The organism is Lactobacillus sp. (assembly GCF_051873315.1).
In the GTDB taxonomy this organism is placed as follows: Bacteria; Bacillota; Bacilli; order Lactobacillales; family Lactobacillaceae; genus Lactobacillus.
On record NZ_JBJEES010000132.1, the window covers coordinates 1 to 23,889 of the forward strand.

Here is a 23,889-nt window from a genome sequence, read left to right on the forward strand (position 1 = left end):
ATACGTCAGCGAACACTTCATTCTTGTCCAGCAGAATTTTTTCAACCAGGTCATTGGTGCCATGAGTCTGCTGTGATTTTCTTTTTGCCATGGTTTCTCCTTAACTAGGAGGTCAGTTTTTCCCTCCACTTACTAATACAAGAAAAAGTGCCAAATTTTTTATTTTGCAGATTACACTTTTGTTTTTAAGATATAATTGATGACTAAAGAGGCAAAAAATAAACAGGCGTCCAAGTTAATGGACACCTGTTAAGCAGAGATTTTAAATAATTGCCGCTGGTTGAGAATGAGCAGTACCGCTAAGGCGGCGACTTCCAAGGCCAGCAGGCTGATAATTGCCCAGGCCAGGTTGATGCTGGAAATGCTTGTGATCAGAGTGGTGATCAAGGGACTGGCGGCCATTAAAATAGTGTTCAATAGGCCAACGGTTGAAGCCAAAATCTGCCGGTCGACGCTGGTCACCAGCCATTGGGTCATTTTAATGGAAACAGCACTGGCTAAAGCGGCCAAGAGTCCGAAAAGAAGAGCGGTCAACCAGCCGTTTTGGCAAAACAAACTCAGCGTTGTCAGTAGGCTGCACAAGGCAGTCCAGCTGGCTAAAGGGAAAATGCTGATAGAGTGGAATACTTTTTGGCCAAAAAGGCTCCCGCTGGCCGCTCCAATTGCCGCGGCCACATTGGTCAAGGCCAGGGTAAAGCTGTAGCTGGAGATGACCATGCTGCTTTTATGAGCAGCCAGAGTGATTGAAAACAGGGGCTCAATCGCGGTTAAAGAAGCATTGATTACTGCTAATACAAGGACTACGGTTAAGAGTCCTGTCTGCTTTTTGGCTTGCTGGTAGGCCTGCCGCATGGCTGGCCAAAAAGCTGGAGTTTCAGCTGTTTCGGTTTGAACCGGGGCGGCTTGCCGGCCAACTAAGGCAAAAAGGATGGCGGCCAGCAAAAAGGTCAGCGAGTTGATCCAGGCTAAAGCAGCGTAGGAAAGGACCAAAATGAGGCCCGCGCCGGCAAACTGGGCCAGAATGTCGATGATCTGCTTGCAGCCACTGACAAAGCCTTCAGCTTCACCAAAGTCATCTTCTCCGACTAGGTCGACCACAAGCGGAACTATGAGCCCTGAAGAGTAGGAGCCGCAAAGGTCAGACAAAAAGTTGATGGTGATGATGGCCAGCAGGAGCTTCCATTGGTCAGCCCTGGAAGCCAGCAAGAGGGCAGCCAGGGCGTAAAAGAGGCAGCGGAAAAGCGCGGTCAGCACGATATTGCGGAACTTGTGCCGGGTCTTGTCTGCCAGGTATCCGGCAAAGATTTCCAGAAATTTTGGCACGGCTTCAGAAATGGCAATCAGTGAGATGGCCAGGGAGTAATTGCGCAGCTGACTGGCGTAAGTCATGAAGGCAAGGTAGAAGAAGACATCGCCAGCGGCAGACAGAAGACCACCTGTAGCGAAGCGGCGGAAATTTTTATTTTTGAGAAAAGAATTCATCGTTGAACCAGCTTTCGTAAATAGTTTTTTACCAATGATAGGGGACTGGCGGCTGGGCAACGGAAAATGGCATATTTGACTTTGGAGGAAAAAGATGAAAATCGGGGAATTATTGCAAAAATACCGGCTGGAGCAGGGGAAAACGCAGAAGGCATGGGCGGGAGAGGTGATCAGTCCTTCTTTTTATTCAAAAGTTGAGAAGGGCTTGAACCGGATTAGCGCGGAAGACCTGTTGAAATTGCTGGAGGCGAACCAGATTCCCTTGTGGGAGTTCTTTAGTCACCTGGAGGTAGAAGCCGGCCGGCAGAAGAAGTGGGAGAAGGACCTCCGGGCCAGGCTGATGCAGGCTTACTACCACGGCAGCCAGGCCGATTTTCAGGAACTGTTTCAAGAGGTGCAAGCCAGCAATTTCCCGGACAAGGAAGAGCAGCTTTTGATCGTCGCGGGCTGGATGGAAACGGTGAAAGACGATAAAGATGGTGATGAAGCCCTGCGGCAAAGAATTAAGGAGAAGATTTTTAACATCGCCAGCTTTGATAAAAAGAAGCTGATGCTCTACTGCAATTTCATGGATTTCTATGACTTGGACAGCAATCGTTATCTCAGCCGGCAAATTGTGGAAAAGTACCGGCAGACCAGGGATGTGGATATCCAGGTAGCGCTATTGGCGATCATCGACAATCTCTTGTCTGATTTCGCGGACCTGCGGCAGTCCAGTGGGGCGGAGTACTTTATCGAGGCCGGCAAGCAGATTCCGACCAGGCCGGAGCTGTTTTTCTATAAGAACTCCCTGCTATTTTTTGAAAATCTGCTGGCTTACCAAGCGGAGCCTAAGGAAGAAAGGCTGGAAAATTGCCGGCTGGCTGTTAAAAACTGCTACTTGCTGGGGATGCCGGAGTACGGGCAGGAAGTTGAGAAGTTTTTACAGGAACATATGTGAGAAAGTCAGATTTGCAATTTCACTTGCAGATCTGACTTTTTGCTTATATGTCTTTTCTAGCTGGCTATACTAAAATACAAAAGTTGATAAAGAAGAGGTGGTTCTTGAATGAATAGAATTGTATTTGGAGATGAAGTTTGGCGGCATTAACAAGCAGATAAATAGCTTAGGAGGTGAGTTTTATGAGTATTCAAGGCAGAATCAAGATTCATATTGACATTGAGTTTTAATTGCAAAAATAATGTGCCACAGGCTGTTGCTTAAAAAAGATAAGCAGCGGCCTGTTTTTTTGCCTTAAAAAGCGTCGGCAGATTATGATAATAACTTTTAGATAATCAAACCGCTGTTGTATCCGGTTTATCTCATTAGTTTTAAATAATAATTTTCAGCTAATAGTTATAGTGGGCCTGTAAATGCAACTTTTAAGATTATGGTTATAGTGATAACTTGACGGTTTTGCTGGTTAGAAAATGTGTTAGGTTAATCATTATATTTTTGATAAGTTTAAACTAATTAGAAATATTCAAAAATAAATCTTGCATCCCTTTACATTGGCTTTAAATCAGTGCTTTAGAGCAGCTGGATAAGTTAGTGGGCTTAAAGTTTGATAAATCAACGGTTATAGATTCTTGAATACTGAGAAAGAAGCTTTATTTTTACACTGATAAGTAAAAGCTTATAAAAATTACCAAGAAACTATAACTTTTTCCTTAAAACCCTGCTATAATTCTAGTTGAAAGATAAGAGATAACTAATAGCAGAAATTAAGTGGAAATAGGTGATCTATTATGAGAAAGCAAATCACAGTTTTAGCAGCTCTGGCAGCCCTCCTCGGGCTGGCAACCACGACCACGAATCCGGTTTACGCTAAGACCACTACCAAGAAGGTTACCCGGACCATCAAGGTTTACAAGCCAGGCAAGTACAGCCAGGTTAAGCAAACTGCTACTTTAAAGAAGAAGGGCCGCAAGTGGACCACTTCCAGCTGGAAGTCTTACAAGGCACCTAAGGCTGCTGGCTACAAGGCCAGCACCAAGACTGTCAAGGCAGTCAAGGTAACTTCAAAGACTAAGAGCCAGACTGTTAACATCACCTACAAGGCTAACAACACCAAGAAGGCAGCCGTTAAGGCCAGCACCGACAGCAGTCTGAGCAGCCAAAGCCAACTCCGTCAGGCAGCTTTGAACGTTGTCAACAGCTTCCGGGCTAAGGCAGGCGTCAAGGCAGTCAAGATGAGCTCCAAGTACAACGCCGTTCTTGACAAGCGGGCTACCGAAAAGGCAAAGCAGTACGTTACTACCGGGACTTACGACCACTCCGGCTACAACTCCCTGCCAAGCTACCTCAACACTTACCCGATCGTTAACGGCAAGATCATCTACCACGGCGGCGAAACCCTGCACGCTTGCTACTACAACGCGCAAAGCGGCGACGCTACGGCTGAAATGAAGTCCAGCCTGACCAGCACTTTCACTGAAAACATGCAGGCAGAAAAGGATGACTACCAAGCCATCGTCGTTAAGAAGACTAGAAAGAACATCACCAACATCAGCGGTACTTACGAACACTACACGATGATGGTCGACTCCGGCAACCACACTGCCTACATCGGCGTAGGCCACTACGGCACTGGCAGCAACGCTATGGTTTGCATCGTAATCGAATTCCACGCTTAGTCATCATCTCAACTTAATCTCTGCATCCAAAAAGGAGCCAGTTCCAAACCGGAACTGACTCCTTTCTTTTGGCAAAAATTTGCTATACTTTAACTTGCTTAGACTGGAAAGGACTAGATTATGATCGAGAAAAATGAATTGCCGATTTTGGAATACGACCCAGTTTCCCAGGAGGTTCTGAAGCCGGGCCATGATAATGAAGGCGTAAGGCTGCCGGAAAAATGCCTCTTTGCCTTCTTAGGAGACGAAGTCGATAAGTATGCCGAGCAGGTCAACGCAACTGTAGCTGACCACTTTATTACGATTGACCGCCTGCGGCCGATCTATGTCATTGAGAACCAAGGCGAGCAGCTGTGCTTATGCCGGGCGCCATTAGGCGGTCCCGCGGCCGCTCAGTTCATGGATGCCTTGATCGCCCTTGGCTGCCGGAAGTTTCTGGCTGTTGGCTCCTGTGGGACCTTGGTGGACATCAAGGAAAACGACTTTTTGATCCCGACCCGGGCTTTAAGAGATGAAGGCACTTCCTACAAGTACCTTCCAGCCAGCCGCTATGTGGACCTTGATCCAGCAGCTGTTGAAAAAATAGGCCAAGGCTTAAAAGAGCAGGGACTGCCCTTTGAGCACTGCACGACCTGGACGACTGACGGCTTTTTCCGGGAAACCAAGGACATGGTCGAGTACCGTCGCGGGGAAGGCTGCCAGGTGGTAGAGATGGAGTGTGCCTCAATGGCCGCTGTTAGCGCCAAACGCGGCGTTGAATTCGGCCAGCTGCTTTACACGGCTGATTCCCTGGCTAACGTAGAGGCCTATGATGACCGCGATTGGGGCCAAGATTCCCAAGCGAAAGCCCTGCACATCTGCCTACGGATTATCCACAACTTTTAAACAGGACAGAAAAATATCATGCAAAAAAGAGGAAACTCAAGTGAGCTTCCTCTTTTTCTTGTGCATAAGTTTATGCTTCTTACTTCTTTTTCTCGAAGTACTGCTCTTTATTGACCTTGAAGTACTTCTGGTAATCCTTGTAGTAGTTGTGGTACATGTGCTTCATCAAGAGCCAGCGCTTGACGTTCATGTCCGGTTTATAGAAGACCGTGGTGCCCACTCTGCCGGCCCGGAGAAGCGCCAAGGCTTCCTTTTTGGCCAGGGAGTCGACCGCGTATTGTTCAAAAATCTTAGCTGGCACGCCTAACCAGAGCTTGTGCTTGGCCGGATCCTGGTTGCCGTAAACAACTGGCTGGTCTTTAAGTGAGTCTTCCACATAGTCATCCACGTACCACTTGGCCAGGTTGTAGCCGTTCAAAGTGACGTAGAAGCTGGACCGGCCCTGGCGGAGGTTGATCTCAAAGAACTTGTACTGGCCGTCGCGGACGTCGTACTTGATGTCGAAGTTGGCCATGCCCGTGTAGTTGATCTTTTCCAAAAAGGCCTGGACAGTCTGGTAGAGCTTCTCGTCATAGTCCGGCGCGATCACCATGTAGTTGCCGATAGCGATCGGGTCCGGGTCTTCCAAGAGCGGGTGGCCCAAGCACATCATCTTGACCTTGTGGTTTTTATCCACATAAGCATTCAAGACCCGCATGTTGGAGTCGTCGCCTGGGATAAAGTCCTGCAGGATCAAGTCTGCTTTATAGCCATTCTTGTAGATCTTGCCCACAATATCCTTGAATTCCGCCATGTCCTTGATGACAAAAGCCTTCTTCCGCCCTTCAAACTGGACGTCCAGCCAGGAAACCGGGTCCTCCGGCTTTAAAGCGACCGGGAAGGGGAAAGGCACGTCGGCGTAAGAACCGTCCTTGTAAGCGGCCATAGTGATGATCTTGGTCTTCGGGTAAGGCAGGCCGTATTCTTCACAGACCTCGTAGAAGCCCTCCTTAGAGATCAGCTTCTCTAAGAGGGAGTAGTCGATATAAGGAACGATGAAGGCCTCTTCCAGCTCCTGCTTGTGCTTGGCTAAAAGCTCTGAGTAGCCGTCCCCACAAGAGATCAAGATCACCGGTTCCGGGTGATTCTTGTATTCCTTGATCTTCTCGCGCATGACCTTGATGAATTCCGGGTCTTCAGTAAAGCCGGGGTGAACCTCGATGTCAACGATCTTTGAATACCGGGTCGGGGCCAAAGTGGACGCGCCCCAGGCCTGGACCTTGATCCCGTAAGCCTCATGGAAGGACCGGGCCATCCCGTAAACGTTGATGTCGCTGCCTAAAAGAATCGGAGTAAATTGTTGCATGATTATTGCCAGATTTCTATATGGATTGTAATTTTTTGGATGAAAAAAGTCCCTACCTATGTTAGCACGTTTAGGCAGGAACTGAACTGTTTGCTTAGGAATTTTCGCTGATTCGGTAGCGGATGGCCTTGGCCTTGCCCCGCTTGAGGACCAAGCCGCTGTTTTCCATCTGCCGCAAGAGCCGGGTCGCCGTAGCCGGGCTGACCCCTAAGAGCTCCTCAATGTCGCTTCTGATAAATTCTCCATGCTCTTTGCCAAAAGCCAAAACGGCTTCTTCATTGCCGGTTGCCCGGGCCTTTGGCTTGGGAGCTGGGCTAGGGGAGGGGGCAGGCCCAGCCGCCTTTTTAACCGGCTTAGGGGCTGCTTTAACAGCCGCCTCGTAATGGGGCAGGACTACCTTAAAAGAGCTGGGAGCGGCCAAAATCTGGGGCGCAAGGTGGCTGCCCTTATAGGCACTCTTGATTCTGGCTAACCCTGTTCCGTAAGATTCCACCAGCTTCAGCTGGTAAAAGAGGTCAGCCAGGCGCTTGTTCCGGCAAACTGACAGGCCCAGCTGGATGTCTTCCAGGGTAATCCCGGGCATGAGGCCACCAAAAGAAATGAATTCCACCCGGTCTGTGTATAAGTTGATCAGACTGCTGGCCGGATTGCTGTAGTCCCTGTGGATAATTGCGTTCATCAAGGCTTCTCTTAAGGCTTGCTTGGGGTAGGCTGGCCGGTCTTCCCGGTAAAGGCCCTTGATCTGGCTCTCTACGGGGTTGTGCTTTTCCAAAAAAGCGTAGACCTGCTGGAATTGGGCCGCCAGGGACCCGGTAAACTCCTGCCGGTCCAGGAATTCGTCCTGGTCCGTTCCCTTAAAAACAGCGCACTTGATCGTATAAGGGCACTGGTCAGAGACCAGGAGGTCGAAATTACTGAACTGGAGGATGCCAAACTGGCTGGACGGCGGGGTAAAGGGCAGACCCTGCTGGTCAAAAAGGGCCTGCAGGGAGTTAAAGGTCAAGTCCTGCCGGGGAGAAAGCTGGTTTTCAAAGCTGCTGGAATCGTTTGGTGTAAGCATGGCGGTCCTCCTTCTTGCTAGTTTGAATCTAATCATATTTTAGCGAATCTCGTCAATCTCGTCAATGATGTGATTTGATTAGATTTGATTCGATTGATTTGATTTGATTCGATTCCCCGGGCAAAAAGAAAAGCGCCCGAAGGCGCTCTGTTAAAGGCTGGTCTGCTTTTTCTCCTGATACTTGGCATAGAAATGGTGGGCGACATAGCAGAAGATGACGAAAGGAATCGTCGCGTACAAGGCTACCCTCTGGGAAGGGTCAAACCAGATCAAAAGGCAGGGGGCCAGGCTGGCGATAAAGGCAAACCAGGGCGTGAAGGGATAGAGAGGAGTCTTGAACTTGAGCTCGTTCTCCGTATGCCCTTCTTTCAGCCACTTCTGCCGGAACTTGAGCTGGCACAGGGCGATCGCCATCCAGACGAAGACCACCGCCAAGCCGGAGATGGAAACCAGGACCAGGTAGATCGTGTCAGCCGCGTAGACGCTGGTCAAAAGGGAGAAGACCCCGCCCAGCATGCTTACCAGCAAGGCGATAGCCGGGATCCCTCTTTTGTTGGTCTTGGCGAAAACAACTGGGATAGTCCCCTCATTGCCCAAGGACCAGAGCATTCTGGTTGAGGCGTAGAGGCCGGAATTGCCGGCGGAGATGATGGCCGTCAAAACGACGAAGTTCATCAAATCGCTGGCAAAAGGAATTCCCATCATGTTAAAGACGTGGACGAAGGGACTTTCGGTAACGCCGGCCTGCTTGTAGGGGATAAGACAGGCCATGATGAAGATGGAACCGATAAAGAAGATGATCAGCCGCCACAAGGTGGTGTGGATGGCCTTAGGCAGAGTCTTTTCCGGCTCCTTGGCTTCCCCGGCCGTGATCCCGATCAGTTCTGTCCCTGAGAAGGCGAAGTTGACCGTGAGCATGGTGGTAAAAACTCCACCAAAACCAGTCGGAAACCAGCCATCTTTAGTCAGGTTGGTCAAGCCTGGCGCCCCCTGGCTGCCTTTTAAAGGAATAACCCCAACGACTGCCAGTCCCCCTAAAATGATAAAAGCGACGATGGCGGTTACCTTGACGGCCGCGAACCAAAACTCGCTCTCAGCGAAAATCTTGACCGAGAAGAAGTTGGAGAAGAAAATCAAAATCATGAAGACTAAGCTCCAGATCCAGACGGGGACGCTTGGAAACCAGTGCCGCATGATGATCCCCGCCGCGGTGAACTCGCTGCCCAGGGCAATGGTCCAGGTCAGCCAGTAGAGAATGGCGACCGTGAAGCCGGTGGCCGGGTTAAGCAGATTTTTAGCGTAGACGTGGAAGGAACCCGTGTAGGGCATGGCCACTGACAATTCACCTAAGCAGAGCATGACGGCGTAAACCAGGATCGCTCCGAAGAAATAGGCAATAATCGTGCCGATGGGGCCAGCCTGGCTGATGGTATAGCCCGAGCTTAAGAAGAGACCGGTTCCGATGACCCCGCCTAGGGAGATCATCTGAATGTGCCGGGCCTCCATCTTCCGCTCGAGGTGGTCGACTTTTTCTTGTTGAGCCATAAAAATACCTCTTCAAAACAGATTAGTTTTTTATTAAAATAAACAGTAACATGATAGCACATGATGGAGGAAAAAACGATGGCAGATTTACCAACTCTTCTGGCCCAAGGCCCGGTGACTTTGGACGGGTCCATGTCCACGCCCTTAGAAGCCTGGGGCGAAGACACCAATTCTGATCTCTGGACCGCCCGGGCTCTACAGGACAATCCCGACCTGGTCTACCGGGTCCACCAGGAGTACTTCAAGGCCGGTGCCCGGGTCACGATTACCGACAGCTACCAGGCCAGCCTGCCGGCCTTCATGAAGCACGGATTAAGTGAGGACGCGGCTCGCGCCCTAATCAGGAAGTCAGCTGCCATAGCCATTAAAGCCAGAGACGACTTTGAGAAAGAGACCGGCATCCATAACTACGTGGCCGGTTCAGTCGGCCCTTACGGAGCCTACCTGGCTGACGGCAGTGAATACCGGGGGGACTACGACTTAAGCCATGAGGAATACGTGGACTTCCATGCCCCGCGAATTGAAGAACTGGTTGCCGGCGGGGTGGACTGCCTGGCCATTGAGACCCAGCCCAAGCTGAGCGAAGTCAGAGCCATTCTGGACTATCTGGCGGCTAAGTACCCGGACCTGCCGGTCTACGTCAGCTTTTCCTTAAAAGACCCGGCCACTATCAGCGAGGGCCTGCCTTTAGCTGAAGCGGTCCAGGAAGTTGGCAGCTATCCTCAAGTCTTCGCGGCCGGAGCCAACTGCTTCAAGCTGGCCTGGACTGTCGATGTGGTGAAAAATCTCCGCGCTTCCAAATTGCCAATCGTCGTTTACCCTAATTCCGGGGCGGAATACGATCCTTCTGTTAAAAAGTGGGTCTACCCGCCAGAAGCCGCGGACTTTGGCCAGGCAGGGAGTGACTGGCTGGCTGCCGGGGCGAAACTGGTCGGGGGATGCTGCACGACGATGCCGGAAGATATCGCCGGGCTTGCCGCCGCGGTCAAAAAGGTTTATACTGCTTTTTAAAATATTTCTAATCTTAGATTCATCAGCTTTTTGAGCAGAGAAAGCAGGTTAAACAATGGCAGTTGAAAGAGTAAAAGATTTTTTCAAAGATACTGACGTTAAGGTAATTGAACTTCCCGAGTCTTCAGCCACCGTGGCTTTGGCCGCCCAGGCTCTGGATACCGAACCGGACCAGATCGCCAAGACCCTGTCCTTTTTGGTCGACGATGCCCCGATCTTAGTCGTTATGGCGGGGGAAGCCAGGACTGACAACCACAAGTACAAGGCCACCTTCCACAAGAAGGCCAAGATGATTCCTTTTGACCAGGTGGAAGACTATATCGGCCACGCTCCAGGCGGGGTTTGCCCCTTTGCCGTTAAGCCAGGCGTCAAGGTCTACTTGGACGAGTCCCTCAAGCGCCACGCCGAGGTCTACCCGGCAGCTGGCTCAAGCAACAGCGCTGTCCGCTTGACTATCCCGGCTCTGGAAAAATACTCCGACTACACGGCCTGGGTGGACGTGACCAAGACAGCTTAAAAGACAAAGAAACAGAGAAACAAAAAACGCGAACCGGCTGGTTCGCGTTCTCTGTGATGTGAAAAATTACACTGATAACAATAACAATTTACCACAGATAAAGTTCAGCGTTTGGTGTGACGCTCAACCTAATCGTAATTTTTTCATCTTTATGATAATACTTTCATTTTATCTCGTAAAGTACTAAGGGTGCTTTTTTTAAAAATACTTGGAAAATAGGGGACTTTTGAGGAAAAACGATGGTAGATTTAAGCAAGCTGCGAGAGCAAATCGACCAGGCGGATCAAGACCTGGTCAAGGCTCTGGTCAAAAGATACGACCTGGTCATGGAAGTTGGCCGGCTCAAGCGGGAAAAGGGGCAGGCGGTTTTTGACCCGAAAAGAGAAGCACAGGTTTTAGACAAGGTGATGGGCCTGGCCCAGCGGCCGGAATATGAAGCAGCCTTAAGGGCGGTCTACCAGGAGATTATGGACCAGGCCAAGCGGCTGGAAGAGGATTTTTAACCGGCAAAAATGGTAAAATAGGCTCTTAGGTATCGTTGGTAGATTAGGAGCCGAGTAAACGATGGATTTAGGGTTAAGAGTCAAGAAGATCAATGATTTGATGGCCAAAAGGGGCAACTGCGAGCTCAAGAAGCTGGGCTTGACCTTCTCACAGTTTCACTGCCTGGTTTATCTGGACAAATGTGAAGGCCGCCAGGCGCCTTTAAAGCAGCTGGAAAACCACTTTGAAGTGGCCCAGGCCACCATGGCCGGGATTGTCGGCCGCCTGGAAGGCAAGGGCTATGTCAGAAGCCATCTGGCTGAATGCGACAAGCGGGTGAAGATCGTCTGCTTGACCGAGGAAGGCCGGCAGATCTGCATGAGCGCTAAAAAAGGGATGCACAAGCTGCAGGAAAAGGTGGAGCGGCTCTACAGCCGGCAGGAATTAAGCCAGCTGGAAAAGTACCTGGACCGTTTGTATGAGCTTTTGGCTGAGGAAGACCGCGAAGCAAGTGAGGAAAAAGATGACCAATAAGAAAATTTTGCTGCTGTCGACTGGGGGGACAATCGCGTCCGTAGCGTCAGAAGAGGGGCTGATTCCAGGCCAGTCAGGGGCGGAGCTGCTCCATACCCTGGGCGGTCTGCCTTATGAAGTCGAGGTCAAGGACATTTTGTCTTTGGACTCTTCCAATATCCAGCCGGAAGAGTGGGCTTTTATCGCCGAACAGATTTACAAATTGCGCCGGGGCTTTGATGGCATTGTCGTCTCCCACGGGACTGACACCATGGCTTACACGGCGTCTATGCTCACCTTTATGCTGCAAGGGATCGACCTGCCGGTTGTTTTGACCGGGAGCCAGGTGCCCATGCAGGCCATCTTAAGCGACGCGCCAGACAACCTCCGGGTTGCTTTTGCCGCGGCGGCAACCTGCAAGCCGGGGATCTATATTGCCTTTAACCGGCAGATCATGCGGGGCTGCCGCTGCGTTAAGATCCGGACGACCGGTTTTGACGCTTTCAAGAGCATCAATGTCGACCCGGTAGCCATGGTGACCTCAGACGGCATCGACATCAAGCACAAAGACTTTGAATACGTGCCAAGTGAGCACGCCATCTGCACTTTGAACACCAAGGTGGAGACCCAGGTGGCCATGATCAAGCTTTTCCCAGGCTTTGACCCGGCCGTTTTGTCCGCCATGGTTGACAGCGGGGTCAAGGGGATCGTCATCGAAGCCTATGGCCTCGGCGGCATGAACTACATGCGGCGGAACATGGTTAAGGCGATTGGCGAGATCATCAAGCGGGGAGTGCCCGTGGTGGCCTGCAGCCAGTGCCTGTACGAACGGACTGACCTGACCAAGTACGAGGTTGGCCGGGCAGCCATGCTAGAAGGGGCGATCAGCGGCCGGGACATGACCAGTGAAAGTGCCGTGACAAAGCTGATGTGGGCCCTGGGCCAGGGGATGGACTTAGACGACGTCCGGGCATTTTTCAACAAGGATATTGCCGGTGAGGTAACCATCACCGATTAAGCTGCTGTAAAGCAGCTTTTTATTTTCTCTTTCCATTTTCTTTTTCATTTTTCTTTTTATTTTGCTCCTAAAAACGCTATCATAGTGGTAGAGAAAAGATGAGTCAGGAGGAAAAAATGATGATCAAATTGATTGCCAGCGACTTAGATGAGACCTTGCTTGGGCCGGGCAACCGGGTAGTGGAGGAAAACCTGCGGGCTATTAAAAAGTGCCAGGAACTGGGCATCAAGTTCGTGCCCGCTACAGGCCGGGGCTTTTACTCATTAAAGCAGACCTTGGCAGAACTGGGCCAGACGGACCAGGCCGGCCAGTACACGATTTGTTACAACGGCGGGGCGGTTTTTGAAAACAAGGGGCCGCGCCTGATCTCTTTTACCGGGATGGACGGGGATCTGGTCGAGGAAATCTTCAAGCAGGGGCAGGAATTAGGCCTGGGGATGCATATCTACACTGAGGACCAGGTTTACGGCTACCGGCTTACGCAAGAAGAGATCGATTTTTGCCAGGGCCGGGCAGACTTCGCTTCTTTGCCGGGCGGGGACTTGACGGCCTTGCGGGCAAGCGGGGCTCGTTTCGCCAAGATCCTCTACGTCGACACTGATTTTCCCCGCTTGAAAAAATTGCGGGGAGACCTGGCGGATTTTGAAAAGGTCAGTGAGATGAGTTTTTCCTCCAACCGCTATCTGGAATTCAACCCGCCGAAAGTGAACAAGGGACTGGGCCTCAAGACCTTGTGCCAGGAGCTGGGCTATTCACTGGATGAGACCATGGCGATCGGGGACAGCTTCAACGACCTGGCCATGATCAAGGCAGCCGGCACCGGCGTTGGGGTGGCCAATGTCAGCCCGGAAATGCGGGCAGACTGCGACAAAATAACAGAGAAGACGTTCGACCAGGGGGCAGTAGCCGAAGCAATTGACCGTTGGGTTTTGCCGGATTATGAGTAAGAAAATAACTGTTAATTGTTCCCTAAGAATGCTATAATTGGTTCGCTAATTAATATAAGTGCTAAATTATATTTGGGAGTAAAAAATGCCAAAGCGAATTAATTTGCCAGACGGCCAGCAGGCTGTCGAATCTACCAAGGGCTTCTTCGGGGAGTTCAAGGCCTTTATCTCTAAGGGCAACGTGATGGATATGGCCGTCGGTATCATCATCGGCGGTGCTTTCACCACCATCGTCAAGTCCCTGGTAAGTGACATCATCAGTCCTCTTTTAGGTTTGGTCGGCGGGATGAATTTTGACCAGTTCTCACTGAAATTTGCCGGGGTGACCCTGGCTTACGGGAAGTTCTTGACCGCGGTCATCAACTTCTTGATGATGGCCTTCGTCCTGTTCTTGATCGTCAAGGCCTTCAACCGGGCCGGGTCCTTGATCAAGAAGGAAGAGGAAGCTGAAGAAGAAGCAACGACCAAGGTCTGCCCTTACTGCAAGAGCGAGATCGATATCGAAGCCAGCCGTTGCCCGATGTGTACGTCACAATTGGAAGAAAAACTGGCTGAACAATAAAATAAAAGGCAAAAGAAAACGAAGCTGCTCGAGCAACTTCGTTTTTTGCTTATTCAATTGAACTGGTGACTTACTTAAGCTTGTGGTCCTTGATCATCTTGGCCTGTAGGTCAGCCAGGGCAGGAGTCAGGTAGACCGGGTAGCGGTCCGGGTTAAGCAGTCTTTGAGTTTCTTCTGGCAGTTCAGCCAGCTTTTCGTACATGTGCTTTTGGATCTTGAAGGTGTCAGTTTCGATTGACTTGGCCTTTGGGCCGACAACGACCTGGGTTAAGAGAACGGCGTCGAAGTCCTTCAAGTCAGCTTCAGTTTCAGTCATCATTGGGTCCATGTTAATGCCAGTGAATTCTTCTGGCAATTCTTCATCAGCCAGGGCGATGACGTCCGCGAAGGCGTTCTTGGTCCCCTTGTGGTAGAGGCGGTAGGCCTTCTTTTCACCAGGCAGGGTAACCTTTTCCTTGGAGTTGGACAGCTTGATCTTTGGCTGCCATTCCCCGTCGCCAATCTTCAAAGCGGCCAGCTTGAAGACCCCGCTCAGAACTGGTGAGCTAGAGCTGGTGATCAGTTGTTCACCAACGCCGAAGCTGTCAAGCGGCGCGCCTTCTTGGAGAAGGGAGTGGATGACGTTTTCGTTCAAGGCGTTGGAAGCAGTGATGGTTGCTTCCGGGAAACCGGCGTCGTCCATCATCTTGCGGGCCTTGCGGGACAACTTGGCGATGTCGCCGGAGTCGATCCGGATACCGAACTTCTTGTGACCCTTGGCGCGGAGCTGCTTGAAGACCTTGATGGCGTTAGGTACGCCGCTGGTTAAGACGTCGTAAGTGTCGACCAAAAGCAGGGCGTTGTCCGGGTAGACTTCAGCCCACTTTTCGAAGGCTTCAAGTTCAGTTGGGTAGCTTTGAACCCAGGCGTGGGCCATGGTGCCGGCAACTGGAATGTTGTACTTGGCTGCTGACAAGACGTTGCTGGTTGACCCGCAGCCGCCGATAACGGCAGCTCTGGCGCCAAGAACGGAAGCGTCTGGCCCTTGGGCCCGGCGGGCACCAAATTCCATGACTGGCCGGCCAGCGGCGGCCAGGTTGATCCGGCGGGACTTGGTGGCGATCAGGGACTGGTGGTTGATCAGGTTCAAAACGAAGGTTTCCAGCAATTGGCATTGAATCAGCGGCCCCTTGACCGTCAGGATTGGCACCCGCGGGAAGACCGGGGTGCCTTCTGGAATCGCGTAAACGACGCAGTCGAAGGTCATGGTTTCCAGGTAGGAAATGAATTCATCGCTGAAGAGCTTGAGGGACTTCAAGTAGTCGATGTCTTCCTTGGTGTAGTGGAAGCCCCGCAGCTGTTCAACGACTTGTTCCAGGCCGGCGGAGACGACGAAGCTGCCGTTGTCCGGAACAGTCCGGTAAAAGACGTCGAAGACGGCTTCGGTATCTCTAGGCAGGGTTTCAAAGTAGCCGTTTGCCATTGAGAATTCGTACAGGTCGGTAATTAACGCGTGTGATAAAGACATAGTGTAAAAATCTGCTTTCTCAAAAATATAACTGTTAAAAGTAAAAATAAAAACTTAAACGGTAAAGGTTAGTCGACGACTTCAGCGCCCAGGCAGGACTTGAAGTGGTTCAGTGCCCATTCCTGTCCCGCGTCGTTTAAAGCGGCAACTGCCTTTTCGTGCACCGTGATGTCGTAGCCATGGTTGTAGGCGTCCATGGCGGTGTGCAGGACGCAGATGTCCGTGCAGACCCCGGCCAGGTGAACCCGGCGAACCTGGCGCTCACGGAGGAACAGGTCCAGGCCGGTAGCGCAGAAGGCAGAGTAGCGTGACTTGTCCAAGACAAGGACGTGCTCGTCGTCTTGATGTTTATTATACCAAGTTTGCAGGGGACCGTAGAACTCCCGGCCCCAAGTATTTGGCAGGTTGTGCGGCGGGAAGAGCTTGGTTTCCGGGTGGTAGGGGTTGCCCTTAAAGTGCTTGTCGGTTGGCAGGATGACCCACTTGCCGGCGGACAAAAACTGGTCGGCCAAGCTGACGATCTGGTCAGCCAGGGCTTGAGCAGGTGCCCCGCAGGTCAAGGCGCCTTTGTCATCTACAAAGTCATTGGTATAGTCAATGATCAAGAGTGCTTCATTTTCCATCTTTTTCTTCCTTTTTGTTAAAAGTATAACTTACCTAAAATAGGATAAAAATAAAAAGTAAAATAAACTTTTACTCGCTTGACGTAAACTTTACTCCATAAAAGATTATTTTGCAAGTTTTCTCAGACAATTTACGAGGAATAAACAATTTTTAACCGGGGAAAACGGAACTTTCTTTATAAAAGCCGGGCTAAGATCTATAATTAGGGGTGAAAAGCAGGATAATTATTGATAAAGAAAGAGTGTAAAAAATGAAGAAGAACAGGAAAAATTTGGCCCTGCTTCTGCTGGCGACAAGCTTGCTTGCCGGTTGCGCGGGCCAAAGTCAAAGTGAGCAGCAGTCCAGTCAATCCAGCCAGGCTAAGAGCGAGAAGAAGGCGGGAAATAAGGCCAGCTCTAAGTCGGCGGCTAAATCTGCGGCCAGTTCTGCCGTTAGTTCAGCAAAATCCTCCTCAAGCCAGGCCAGTTCTAAGTCCGCGGCTTCCAGCAGCCAAAGTCAAAGTACAAGTACAGACACAAACCGGATAGGGACTTTAACTAGTCAATTAAGGGTCAAGCTGCCGGGGATGCTTTTGCCCGCGGCTGACGGCTTAGGCCAGGGCAGCAGCAACTTGAATATCCGCTACACCAGCTCAAGCAGCCAGAATGTTGTCTACTACAGCGTCGGAAATAGCCCGCTGGCCTTAAACGACAGCCGGATTGCCAGTGAAAAGCCATATGCCGTTTTAACGGAAAATAAGAATGTGGCTGACGCCAGCAGCTTAATCAATTACCAAGAGCCCAAGACCGGCCTGCCGGTAGTTAAGATTGCTGGTAACGTGACTGGGACAGAAGAAGGGGCGGCTGGGTCGACTTATCTGCAGTTCAACCAGGGCCAGTGGTCCTTTGTCGTCCGGGCAAGCAATGTGGAGGGGCAAAAGCCGCTGCCAACGGCGCAAAAGCTGCTATCGCTCTACCAGCAATATGGCCTGCCGGATGTGACGGCAAAGTCCAGCGTACAGGTTGATGTTGGTGAAAGCCTGGGTTCTTTGAACACGGTAATCACCTGGGCCAAAGGGTCCAGCGTTTACCAGCTCAAGGCCCACAGCACGGAGACCGCCTTTAAGATGCTTAAGAGCCTTAGCTAAGCTTTAAAAGCAGATAAGTAGCAATAGCCCAGAGGATAAAGCCGGTAAGGACTGCTAAATAGAAGTAGGACTTGCGGACTTTGTGGTGAAAGAGCAGCATGCCCAGGCCGGACCCGGCGGGGGCCAGCAGGGAGCAGGTAAGCAGCAGCCGTTCGGGGATGCGCCAGGCGTGCATCCGGGCTTTAGCCTTGTCGATGCCGTAGAGGGCAAAGGCGATTAAGTTGATAAGCAGCAGGCTGCTTTGCCAAAAGTGATTCATGTCGTCTCCTAGTTATTTTTAATAGAATTAGAGGCCACCTTGCTTAGGCAGGGTGGCTTTTTGCAAAATAAAAGCAAGGCAGTTAGCCTTGCTTGTCGTTAGCCTTGCCCCAGAGGATATTGTTTTGCGTTTCTTTAAGGCGATAGATCTTTGGGGGCCGCCCGCTCTTATGGTAATTTTTTTGCACGCCCAGCTCGGTAAAGAGGGAGCCGTGGGTTTTGCGGAAGTTGGAGTTGTCGATCTCATCGACTGTAGTCTGGAAGAAGGGGGCGTAGACCTCGCGGGCTTCGCGGAGGGTGAATTCGGGGCCAAGGATCTGCAGGATGCTGGGCTGGTAGTCCAGTTTGTTGCGGATGCGCTGGATGGCCACGGCGATGATTTCGTCATGGTCAAAGGCCAGGGCGTGGGAATTTTCCGCTAATTCAAAGGTCAGGTCCTTGTCAGCGGAAAAAAGCTCATACTTGTGGCCGAAATTTTCAAAGGCGAACCAGGCAACATCGCTGGCTCCGTAACCGGGCCGCAGGTTTGGCATGGCGGGCAGGTAGGTCATGTAGGTTAGGGCCAGGGCCCGCTCGCCAGGCGTCCGGTGGGGTGAGGTAAAGGTGGCCAGTTGCTCGGTGGAAGATTCCGGCAGGTCAAGGCCGATTTTTTCTTTGATCAAGCGCACGGCAGCCTGGTCGGCACTTTCGTTTTCCCGAAGAAGGGTTTCCGGCAGGGCCCAGCGGTCCACGAAAGGTTCGTCCTTGCGCTTGACTAAAAGCAGCTGAACCCGGTGGGTTTCCTTGTTAAAGCTCCAGATCAGGTTGGTGATGGTGATCAAGGGGCGTTCGACTATCTTTTCTAATTCAGGCATCAAAACGGCTCCTTTCAGTTTTATTACTATTATATCATTGCTGGGAGGATTAACTGGATGTGGAAGAGGAATGAAAAGATGTGCAGCTTTTTGAAAGAATAATCAACTTTCCTCTTCCACTGATTACAAACAGTGCTAGAATGTAAGCGAAAAAAATTGTTTGATTTTTCATTTATAAGAGGCTGTACGATGTTTTTTAACAAGAAAGAAAACGAAGCAGAAGAAGCATTTAAGAAGCAATTGGAAACTGTCGCAAATGACCCGGCAGTCAAGGCAAACGCGGCTTTGAGCAAGCTACTTGAAGCAGCTGTTAAGAAGGCTGAAAAGTCAGAATCAATCCGCTCAATTGCGTCTAACCTGGACACTCAATTGCGGTCTAACTTCGCTGAAAACGAACTGCCAAAGGCCGTTACTAGCTTGCAACTGGACTTGGCCCGCTACTCTGCAGTTGGTGCTAATGGCGTAGTTCTGAAGTAATCTACTGAAAACTTAATCATATTAAAATAAGTGCTGCTGAAGCTTGGTATTCCTTCTTCAACAGCACTTATTAATTTATTTTGAACGAAAAGTGAAAAAAAGAGCTACGCTTTGCTCATGATTGGTGCTACAATTGTCGCAAATGATACAGCGTAGTGTTAGCTGTAGTAATCTTTTTTCATAGACTTATGGGAGGAGAAGTAATATGACTATTACAAAAAAGGTAAGCAAAATACTACTATTTAGCTTTGGATTAATTGAGATTTTACTTAATTGTAAAACAGTGAATGCAGCTACCAATGCTGATAGCTCCACAGAGGTTGTTGCAAACTATGAGTTGTCTTCGATTCCTGCAGATACTTTAAAAGAAATGAAAGAAATAGCCAAAGAAGATAGTCTTGTTGATTTTATACAAAAAGGGAATACGGTTACTGTGGAAATATTATTTCCGAACGACAAGGATATAAGAAAAGATGGGACAACGGTAAAAACACCGTTTACAACTTCTTTTATCAGACTACCATCACAGCCTAAACCAAAAGTTATAGACTTTAAGTCTTGGATTGGCTCAATGGATAAGGATAATGGTCAGTCTTCTGTCAGATCAGGAACCATGTTTATCGCTGTTCCTTCGAGCGGTGGTGGATATTCGGGCCAAAATAATGGTGATCGAGTAAAAACTGGTGCACATGTGCATTGTAATAGATTTAATGGGCCGAATAGTGACCATAGATATTGGAAGAAGACAGATCCGCGATCCTGGACAGATTTCTATAGAAGTGACTGCTATTACCATTGGAGTAAATATGGTTGTTCAGATCTAGGGACAATGACTAAGTGCGATGGGCTTGATAGACGCGGAAAAGGCGTTAAAGATTGCTCCTCGTGGTCTGGTGACCCAAAACACAAGAATTGGCCAAAGACTTGTTGGTATCGTTAAAGAAAGGAAGATGATTACGTATGTACCAAGCTTCACGACTTCCACTTTGGGAACGTGTTTTCCATATTGTCGGTGACAGCACGATTATCTGGTTGTGGCACCACCTCTTAATCGTGGCTCTAGGCCTTTTAACCTTGCTTGGCTTGGTGATCTATCTGGTTGTCAGTGGCATCCGGCAAAAAAACGTCGCTAAAGCTGTCTGGCCAGTCATCATTTTCTGTTCCTGCCTGAGCCTGGTCTACTTTGCCATGAGCTGCGCGATTATGGACTAAAATAGAAAAAGAAAAGTGCTGCTAAAGCCTAAATATCCGGCTTTGGCGGCACTTTTTTCTGTTATCTATAGTTTGTTTAGGCATAAATAATACCCCCAAAATTGAAATATGATTTTGGGGGTATGTCAATTTAGGTTACAATTCTTGTTTGATTAACGAGATAACATATTCAAGCCTCGTCCCGCATTCTCTGTGAGTAAATCCAGGTAGTACATTAACTTTGAATTTCTTCATGAATGGTAGCACTAAAAATTGCTGATAGGGAACTCTTGAATCTCTAGAGCCGTTTATAAAAATAGTTTGAGTATTTATTTTATTGTCCCGACATAGAGCGTAAAAATCAAGTGCATTTTCTGAAAGATAGTCCTTAAGCCAAGACCGCTCAGATGAAAACAACTCTTGATAATCAATACTGGTAAACGCACTTATCGCTATAATTTTTCTGAATATATATTCGGCTGCAAACAGACTGGCTAGGTACCCGCCGTAGCTTTCTCCTAGTAAAATCATTTCTGTATTTGGATGTTCTCTTTTATACTTCAAAAAATACTCTTTTAAAAATTGGTAATCACTAATGCCACCGTTGCCATAAATAATGGGGTAGTTTAGCAAAATAAAATTCCGTTGTTCATTGTAGAGCATTGTTGCGAAAGGGTCTTCTTGCCAATTCCTAAGGGTAAAAAAAGGACCTCCATGCAGATAAAAATAGACTTTCTCACAGTCACGACAGAAAATATATTCGACCATTTTTCGCATACTATCTTTCAGCCAGACTTAATGGCATTCTACGTAAAATTATCTGGGCAAAAATAATCATTATAATTGTAAGTGCTAGAGCAATCAATAAATCTTTAATGTCAAATATGCCAAAGGCTACAGTTCTAAGTGCCTTTAATTGGTAGGATAGCGGATTGATATAGGCCAACACTTTAATGATCAGTGGTGAATTATCGCTGAAGACATAAAGCGTTGGCGCGGCATATGCAACTGGTGAAAAGATTAGGGTCATAATGATATCGCGTTGCTGATAGGAAGAAATCCGCGTGCTAATAACGATTCCCAAAGTGGACCAGAACTCAAGTGAGATGATTAATACAAGCAGAGATAGTAACAATAATCCTAAATTGTACACACCACCTGTAGCAAGTCCAAGAACAATCAATACAGCGCTTTGAAATATGAGACCGGCAATTGGGAAGAAGCTCATTCCAGTCAAGTAGTGCCATGGCTGAACACCATTCGTAAATTTAATAGCTAGTAAACCATATTCTTTATCAACTGTCGCCCGGTACATCGCTTGCGACATCTGAGTGGTCATGAAGAAACTCAAAACACCGGTCAATGCATACTGCTTGTAGGGCAAAATTAGTGATTCGTAGTGAACGGAAGCTAAATTTTGATTCAATGCCATGACCAACAAGCCGTAAGTAATAAGCGGTTGCATGAACATTGATAAGAGCAAGCCTTTATTATGCACGAAAGCCCGCCACTCATTGTTGGCGACAATTCTGATCGACCGTAATCCTAAAGATATATTTCTAAAATGTTGCGGATTCATTTTTCTATCGCCTTCCGTTCGTTAAGGTATTTTTCTCGCAAACTCGTACCACTGTCCAAAAAATCAGTAAGTGGACCAAAGTATTTTTGTTCATGATCGTCTAAGAAAAGAACGTGACTCGCGTAGCTTTCCAGCAGAGTTAAGTCATGTGAAGAAGTTAATACAATACTTCCGGCATCAACTTTTTGCTTTAAGTAGGTAAATAAGTTTTCCGAAGTTTCCACATCGAGCCCGGTTGTGGGCTCATCTAGTATATAGACTTGTGGCTCACGAGCAATTTCTCTGGCGATTTGTACTCGTTGCTGCTGGCCACCAGAAATATGATCAACCGGCTTAGCACTTAAATCACTAATATCCAAGAGTTTTAAGGCCTGCTTGGTTGCTTTTTGGGCTTCCTTGGGCTTAAAGCCGGCGAGAAGCGGTCCTTGATACACATTGTCATAGACACTGGTATACCAATCGATCAGCTGGCTTTGGGGACTGAAGCCAACATCGTTGAAAGGATTAACCCGATCAGTTTTCAGTTTCCATGAAATTTGACCTGACACTGGTGGAATGACGCCAATCAAGCTGTTAATCAAGGTGGATTTCCCAGCACCGTTAGCTCCAATTAAAGCGATAAACATTCCTTTATCTAGGTAGAAAGATAAATCGTGAACAACGACTTTATCTTTATAACCAATATTTAAATTATTAGCACTAATCATTGTTTATTTCCTTAAAGTTAGACCGATTTTATGCAAAGTTAGATTGATTATGTTTTTAATAAATGATAAAGTTGCTTCATGAAAAACTAATGCAAAGCACATTTTAGAGAGGAGACATACTTATGTCAATAGAATTCCAAAAATTAATTCAAAAACTTCAGAGTGATCCAATTACTATTGGTAATTTTTTAGCAGATCCAGAGGAATTTTTAAAGTCCACAAAGTTAACAAATCAAGAAAAGAAGACCCTCCTTGCTAGAGATGTAGAGGCACTAAATGACTTAGGTCTTACAACAGGTCAAGCAGTAGGTGCTTTGTCTGGAGCCCACAGCCAACGATGCCCAACTAATCATCCTGCAAGAGGTTAAAAAAATAGATTATATCAAGAGATCGCCGGATGAGAGACTAAAAAAATATTTTAGCCGCTTTATTAAAAGCTATACTAATGAAAAAGACGTCAGTATTGGTTCAGCATCATATTATTTATATTCAAGGTTTATAATTGAGTCGTATAAACTCTCTGTCGAGAACAGATATAGTATTTCGGAAATAGCTAGAAAATTAAAGCAAGCTAATTTTGAGAAAGCAGTAGTAAATTATTTAGTTGTTCGCTATTTAGATGGAATGTACTTGTTGGCTCAGCTTCAATCTAAGGAAGAAAAATTTTGGCCATGAATAAAGAAGATATTGCAATTCAATTTGAATTGTTGCTCAAAGAATACTCAGTCGCTAGGTATGAAGATAGTATATGGGCCTTTCCTAATTATCCGCACCATATAAAGAGTAACTACGGATGGAAAATTCATATTAGTGCTATCCTAACGAATGCTATCCAAATTGCTCGAAAATTTTTAACTCTTAACCAAAAGTATCATTTTGATTTTAAAATTATTTCTTCCATACCGTATTTAGAGCAAATAAATATGGGCTATTTTGGGAATAGTCAAGTTGGCAAATTTATAACAATATATCCAGATCAAAGTGCAGTAACAGAGACTCTAGAACTTCTATATTATTATTTTCATGATGATGTGGGAATTCGAGTGGGCTCAGATACTTCATATAAACAAGGCCTTAATGTCTATTATAGATATGGAACTTTGCTTGATGATGTTGAGAATATTGACAAAAGAGATAAAAAATTAAAACCTAGCTCAAACGTGGAAAGAATTTATGATTATCGTCTCGAGCGTTACAATAGTCTACCCACTAGATATCTTATCTTAAAGGTAATAAAGCAAAACGGTCCTTCAGGAGTATTTTTAGCACTTGATTTACAAACTAAGGTGAAGGTAATTATTAGGTATGCAGAGAAATACTATAATGTTGAGTGTGCCGGAATTGATGAACGAGATCGGTTGATAAGCGCCAGTAGTTTGCTAGAAAAGGATTTTGTGCGAAACAGTAACTTCTTTGAAACAGTAGTAGATGCTTTTTACGTGAACGATGCTTTCTTTGTTGTTACGGAGTACGCTTCGGGCTGTAATCTTGATGAGTTAGCGAAAAGTGGGAAACTTGGCTCATATTCATTGCCAGAACGTCTTGAGATTTTTAGAAATGTTTTAAGAGGGATCTATGTATT

General features: G+C 48.0%; 27 protein-coding genes. 16 read left to right on the forward strand and 11 right to left on the reverse strand.

Annotation, left to right across the window (positions count from 1 at the left end; all coding sequences use genetic code 11):
- Positions 1-249: 249 nt before the first annotated feature.
- Positions 250-1,482 carry an MFS transporter gene (locus ACI32D_RS07720; protein WP_439776004.1) on the reverse strand — a complete coding sequence of 411 codons (1,233 nt, stop codon included), beginning with the start codon at positions 1,480-1,482 and terminating at the stop codon, positions 250-252.
- Between the two features lie 94 nt (positions 1,483-1,576).
- Between ACI32D_RS07720 and ACI32D_RS07725 the strand changes: the two genes are divergently transcribed.
- The 3 genes from ACI32D_RS07725 (at position 1,577) to ACI32D_RS07735 (ending at position 4,983) form a co-directional block, all read left to right on the forward strand.
- The gene (locus tag ACI32D_RS07725) at positions 1,577-2,422 is read left to right on the forward strand and encodes a helix-turn-helix domain-containing protein (RefSeq protein WP_439776005.1); all 846 of its coding nucleotides are present in this window, start codon (positions 1,577-1,579) and stop codon (positions 2,420-2,422) included.
- Positions 2,423-3,210: 788 nt separating this feature from the next.
- Positions 3,211-4,098, forward strand: a complete 888-nt coding sequence (locus tag ACI32D_RS07730; RefSeq protein ID WP_439776006.1) for a mucin-binding protein — start codon at positions 3,211-3,213, stop codon at positions 4,096-4,098.
- 120 nt (positions 4,099-4,218) lie between these two features.
- Positions 4,219-4,983, forward strand: a complete 765-nt coding sequence (locus ACI32D_RS07735) for a nucleoside phosphorylase (RefSeq protein ID WP_439776007.1) — start codon at positions 4,219-4,221, stop codon at positions 4,981-4,983.
- Between the two features lie 79 nt (positions 4,984-5,062).
- Here ACI32D_RS07735 and ACI32D_RS07740 read toward each other — a convergent pair whose 3' ends face one another.
- The 3 genes from ACI32D_RS07740 to ACI32D_RS07750 all read right to left on the reverse strand — a co-directional run bounded on the left by ACI32D_RS07740 (position 5,063) and on the right by ACI32D_RS07750 (position 8,933).
- Positions 5,063-6,328, reverse strand: coding sequence for a carboxylate--amine ligase (locus ACI32D_RS07740; RefSeq protein ID WP_439776008.1), 1,266 nt, complete (start codon positions 6,326-6,328; stop codon positions 5,063-5,065).
- A gap of 94 nt (positions 6,329-6,422) precedes the next feature.
- Positions 6,423-7,388, reverse strand: coding sequence for an ATP-binding protein (locus ACI32D_RS07745; RefSeq protein WP_439776009.1), 966 nt, complete (start codon positions 7,386-7,388; stop codon positions 6,423-6,425).
- A 150-nt stretch (positions 7,389-7,538) separates the two neighbouring features.
- Positions 7,539-8,933, reverse strand: coding sequence for an amino acid permease (locus ACI32D_RS07750; RefSeq protein ID WP_439776010.1), 1,395 nt, complete (start codon positions 8,931-8,933; stop codon positions 7,539-7,541).
- Positions 8,934-9,011: 78 nt separating this feature from the next.
- Here ACI32D_RS07750 and mmuM point away from each other — a divergent pair, with 78 nt between their 5' ends.
- The 7 genes from mmuM (at position 9,012) to mscL (ending at position 13,984) form a co-directional block, all read left to right on the forward strand.
- A complete protein-coding gene (mmuM, locus tag ACI32D_RS07755; RefSeq protein ID WP_439776011.1) occupies positions 9,012-9,944 on the forward strand; it encodes a homocysteine S-methyltransferase in 933 nt (310 codons plus the stop codon).
- Positions 9,945-9,999: 55 nt separating this feature from the next.
- Complete coding sequence (locus tag ACI32D_RS07760) at positions 10,000-10,461, forward strand: YbaK/EbsC family protein (protein ID WP_439776012.1); 462 nt, start codon at positions 10,000-10,002, stop codon at positions 10,459-10,461.
- A gap of 239 nt (positions 10,462-10,700) precedes the next feature.
- Positions 10,701-10,964 carry a chorismate mutase gene (locus tag ACI32D_RS07765; RefSeq protein ID WP_439776013.1) on the forward strand — a complete coding sequence of 88 codons (264 nt, stop codon included), beginning with the start codon at positions 10,701-10,703 and terminating at the stop codon, positions 10,962-10,964.
- A gap of 61 nt (positions 10,965-11,025) precedes the next feature.
- Positions 11,026-11,478 (forward strand): MarR family winged helix-turn-helix transcriptional regulator, encoded by a 453-nt coding sequence (locus ACI32D_RS07770; RefSeq protein ID WP_439776014.1) that lies wholly within the window; start codon positions 11,026-11,028, stop codon positions 11,476-11,478.
- A complete protein-coding gene (locus ACI32D_RS07775; RefSeq protein WP_439776015.1) occupies positions 11,468-12,475 on the forward strand; it encodes an asparaginase in 1,008 nt (335 codons plus the stop codon). Before ACI32D_RS07770 ends, ACI32D_RS07775 begins: the two co-directional genes overlap by 11 nt.
- Positions 12,476-12,591: 116 nt before the next feature.
- On the forward strand, positions 12,592-13,422 hold the full coding sequence (locus ACI32D_RS07780; RefSeq protein ID WP_439776016.1) for a Cof-type HAD-IIB family hydrolase: 831 nt from the start codon (positions 12,592-12,594) through the stop codon (positions 13,420-13,422).
- An 85-nt stretch (positions 13,423-13,507) separates the two neighbouring features.
- Complete coding sequence (gene mscL, locus ACI32D_RS07785) at positions 13,508-13,984, forward strand: large conductance mechanosensitive channel protein MscL (protein WP_439776017.1); 477 nt, start codon at positions 13,508-13,510, stop codon at positions 13,982-13,984.
- A gap of 70 nt (positions 13,985-14,054) precedes the next feature.
- On the opposite strand, the gene ACI32D_RS07790 is transcribed toward mscL, so the two are convergent.
- The gene (locus ACI32D_RS07790; RefSeq protein ID WP_439776018.1) at positions 14,055-15,491 is read right to left on the reverse strand and encodes a nicotinate phosphoribosyltransferase; all 1,437 of its coding nucleotides are present in this window, start codon (positions 15,489-15,491) and stop codon (positions 14,055-14,057) included.
- 68 nt (positions 15,492-15,559) lie between these two features.
- Positions 15,560-16,114, reverse strand: a complete 555-nt coding sequence (locus ACI32D_RS07795) for a cysteine hydrolase family protein (protein WP_439776019.1) — start codon at positions 16,112-16,114, stop codon at positions 15,560-15,562.
- Between the two features lie 251 nt (positions 16,115-16,365).
- Between ACI32D_RS07795 and ACI32D_RS07800 the strand changes: the two genes are divergently transcribed.
- Positions 16,366-17,241 carry a hypothetical protein gene (locus ACI32D_RS07800; protein WP_439776020.1) on the forward strand — a complete coding sequence of 292 codons (876 nt, stop codon included), beginning with the start codon at positions 16,366-16,368 and terminating at the stop codon, positions 17,239-17,241.
- Here ACI32D_RS07800 and ACI32D_RS07805 read toward each other — a convergent pair.
- Positions 17,234-17,500: a DUF1294 domain-containing protein gene (locus tag ACI32D_RS07805; protein ID WP_439776021.1), complete on the reverse strand. Its 267-nt coding sequence runs from the start codon at positions 17,498-17,500 to the stop codon at positions 17,234-17,236. The two genes, ACI32D_RS07800 and ACI32D_RS07805, sit on opposite strands and share 8 nt — an antisense overlap.
- Before the next feature lie 82 nt (positions 17,501-17,582).
- Complete coding sequence (locus ACI32D_RS07810) at positions 17,583-18,353, reverse strand: NUDIX hydrolase (RefSeq protein WP_439776022.1); 771 nt, start codon at positions 18,351-18,353, stop codon at positions 17,583-17,585.
- A gap of 189 nt (positions 18,354-18,542) precedes the next feature.
- Between ACI32D_RS07810 and ACI32D_RS07815 the strand changes: the two genes are divergently transcribed.
- The 3 genes from ACI32D_RS07815 (at position 18,543) to ACI32D_RS07825 (ending at position 20,042) form a co-directional block, all read left to right on the forward strand.
- Entirely contained in the window at positions 18,543-18,830 is a 288-nt protein-coding gene (locus ACI32D_RS07815; protein ID WP_050952047.1) for a bacteriocin immunity protein, read from the forward strand.
- 205 nt (positions 18,831-19,035) lie between these two features.
- Positions 19,036-19,770, forward strand: coding sequence for a hypothetical protein (locus tag ACI32D_RS07820; protein ID WP_439776023.1), 735 nt, complete (start codon positions 19,036-19,038; stop codon positions 19,768-19,770).
- Between the two features lie 20 nt (positions 19,771-19,790).
- Positions 19,791-20,042 carry a hypothetical protein gene (locus ACI32D_RS07825; protein ID WP_439776024.1) on the forward strand — a complete coding sequence of 84 codons (252 nt, stop codon included), beginning with the start codon at positions 19,791-19,793 and terminating at the stop codon, positions 20,040-20,042.
- Between the two features lie 135 nt (positions 20,043-20,177).
- Here the strand turns inward: ACI32D_RS07825 and ACI32D_RS07830 are convergent, their stop codons facing one another.
- From ACI32D_RS07830 to ACI32D_RS07840, 3 genes are read right to left on the reverse strand one after another with little or no spacing between them, the layout of a single operon-like run.
- Positions 20,178-20,789, reverse strand: a complete 612-nt coding sequence (locus ACI32D_RS07830) for an alpha/beta hydrolase family protein (RefSeq protein WP_439776025.1) — start codon at positions 20,787-20,789, stop codon at positions 20,178-20,180.
- Between the two features lie 10 nt (positions 20,790-20,799).
- On the reverse strand, positions 20,800-21,600 hold the full coding sequence (locus tag ACI32D_RS07835; protein WP_439776026.1) for an ABC transporter permease: 801 nt from the start codon (positions 21,598-21,600) through the stop codon (positions 20,800-20,802).
- Positions 21,597-22,307: a metal ABC transporter ATP-binding protein gene (locus ACI32D_RS07840; protein WP_439776027.1), complete on the reverse strand. Its 711-nt coding sequence runs from the start codon at positions 22,305-22,307 to the stop codon at positions 21,597-21,599. Before ACI32D_RS07840 ends, ACI32D_RS07835 begins: the two co-directional genes overlap by 4 nt.
- Positions 22,308-22,429: 122 nt before the next feature.
- Between ACI32D_RS07840 and ACI32D_RS07845 the strand changes: the two genes are divergently transcribed.
- The gene (locus ACI32D_RS07845; protein ID WP_439776028.1) at positions 22,430-22,675 is read left to right on the forward strand and encodes an arginine deiminase; all 246 of its coding nucleotides are present in this window, start codon (positions 22,430-22,432) and stop codon (positions 22,673-22,675) included.
- A 303-nt stretch (positions 22,676-22,978) separates the two neighbouring features.
- On the forward strand, positions 22,979-23,889 hold a 911-nt coding region (locus ACI32D_RS07850; RefSeq protein ID WP_439776029.1), incomplete at its 3' end, for a protein kinase domain-containing protein.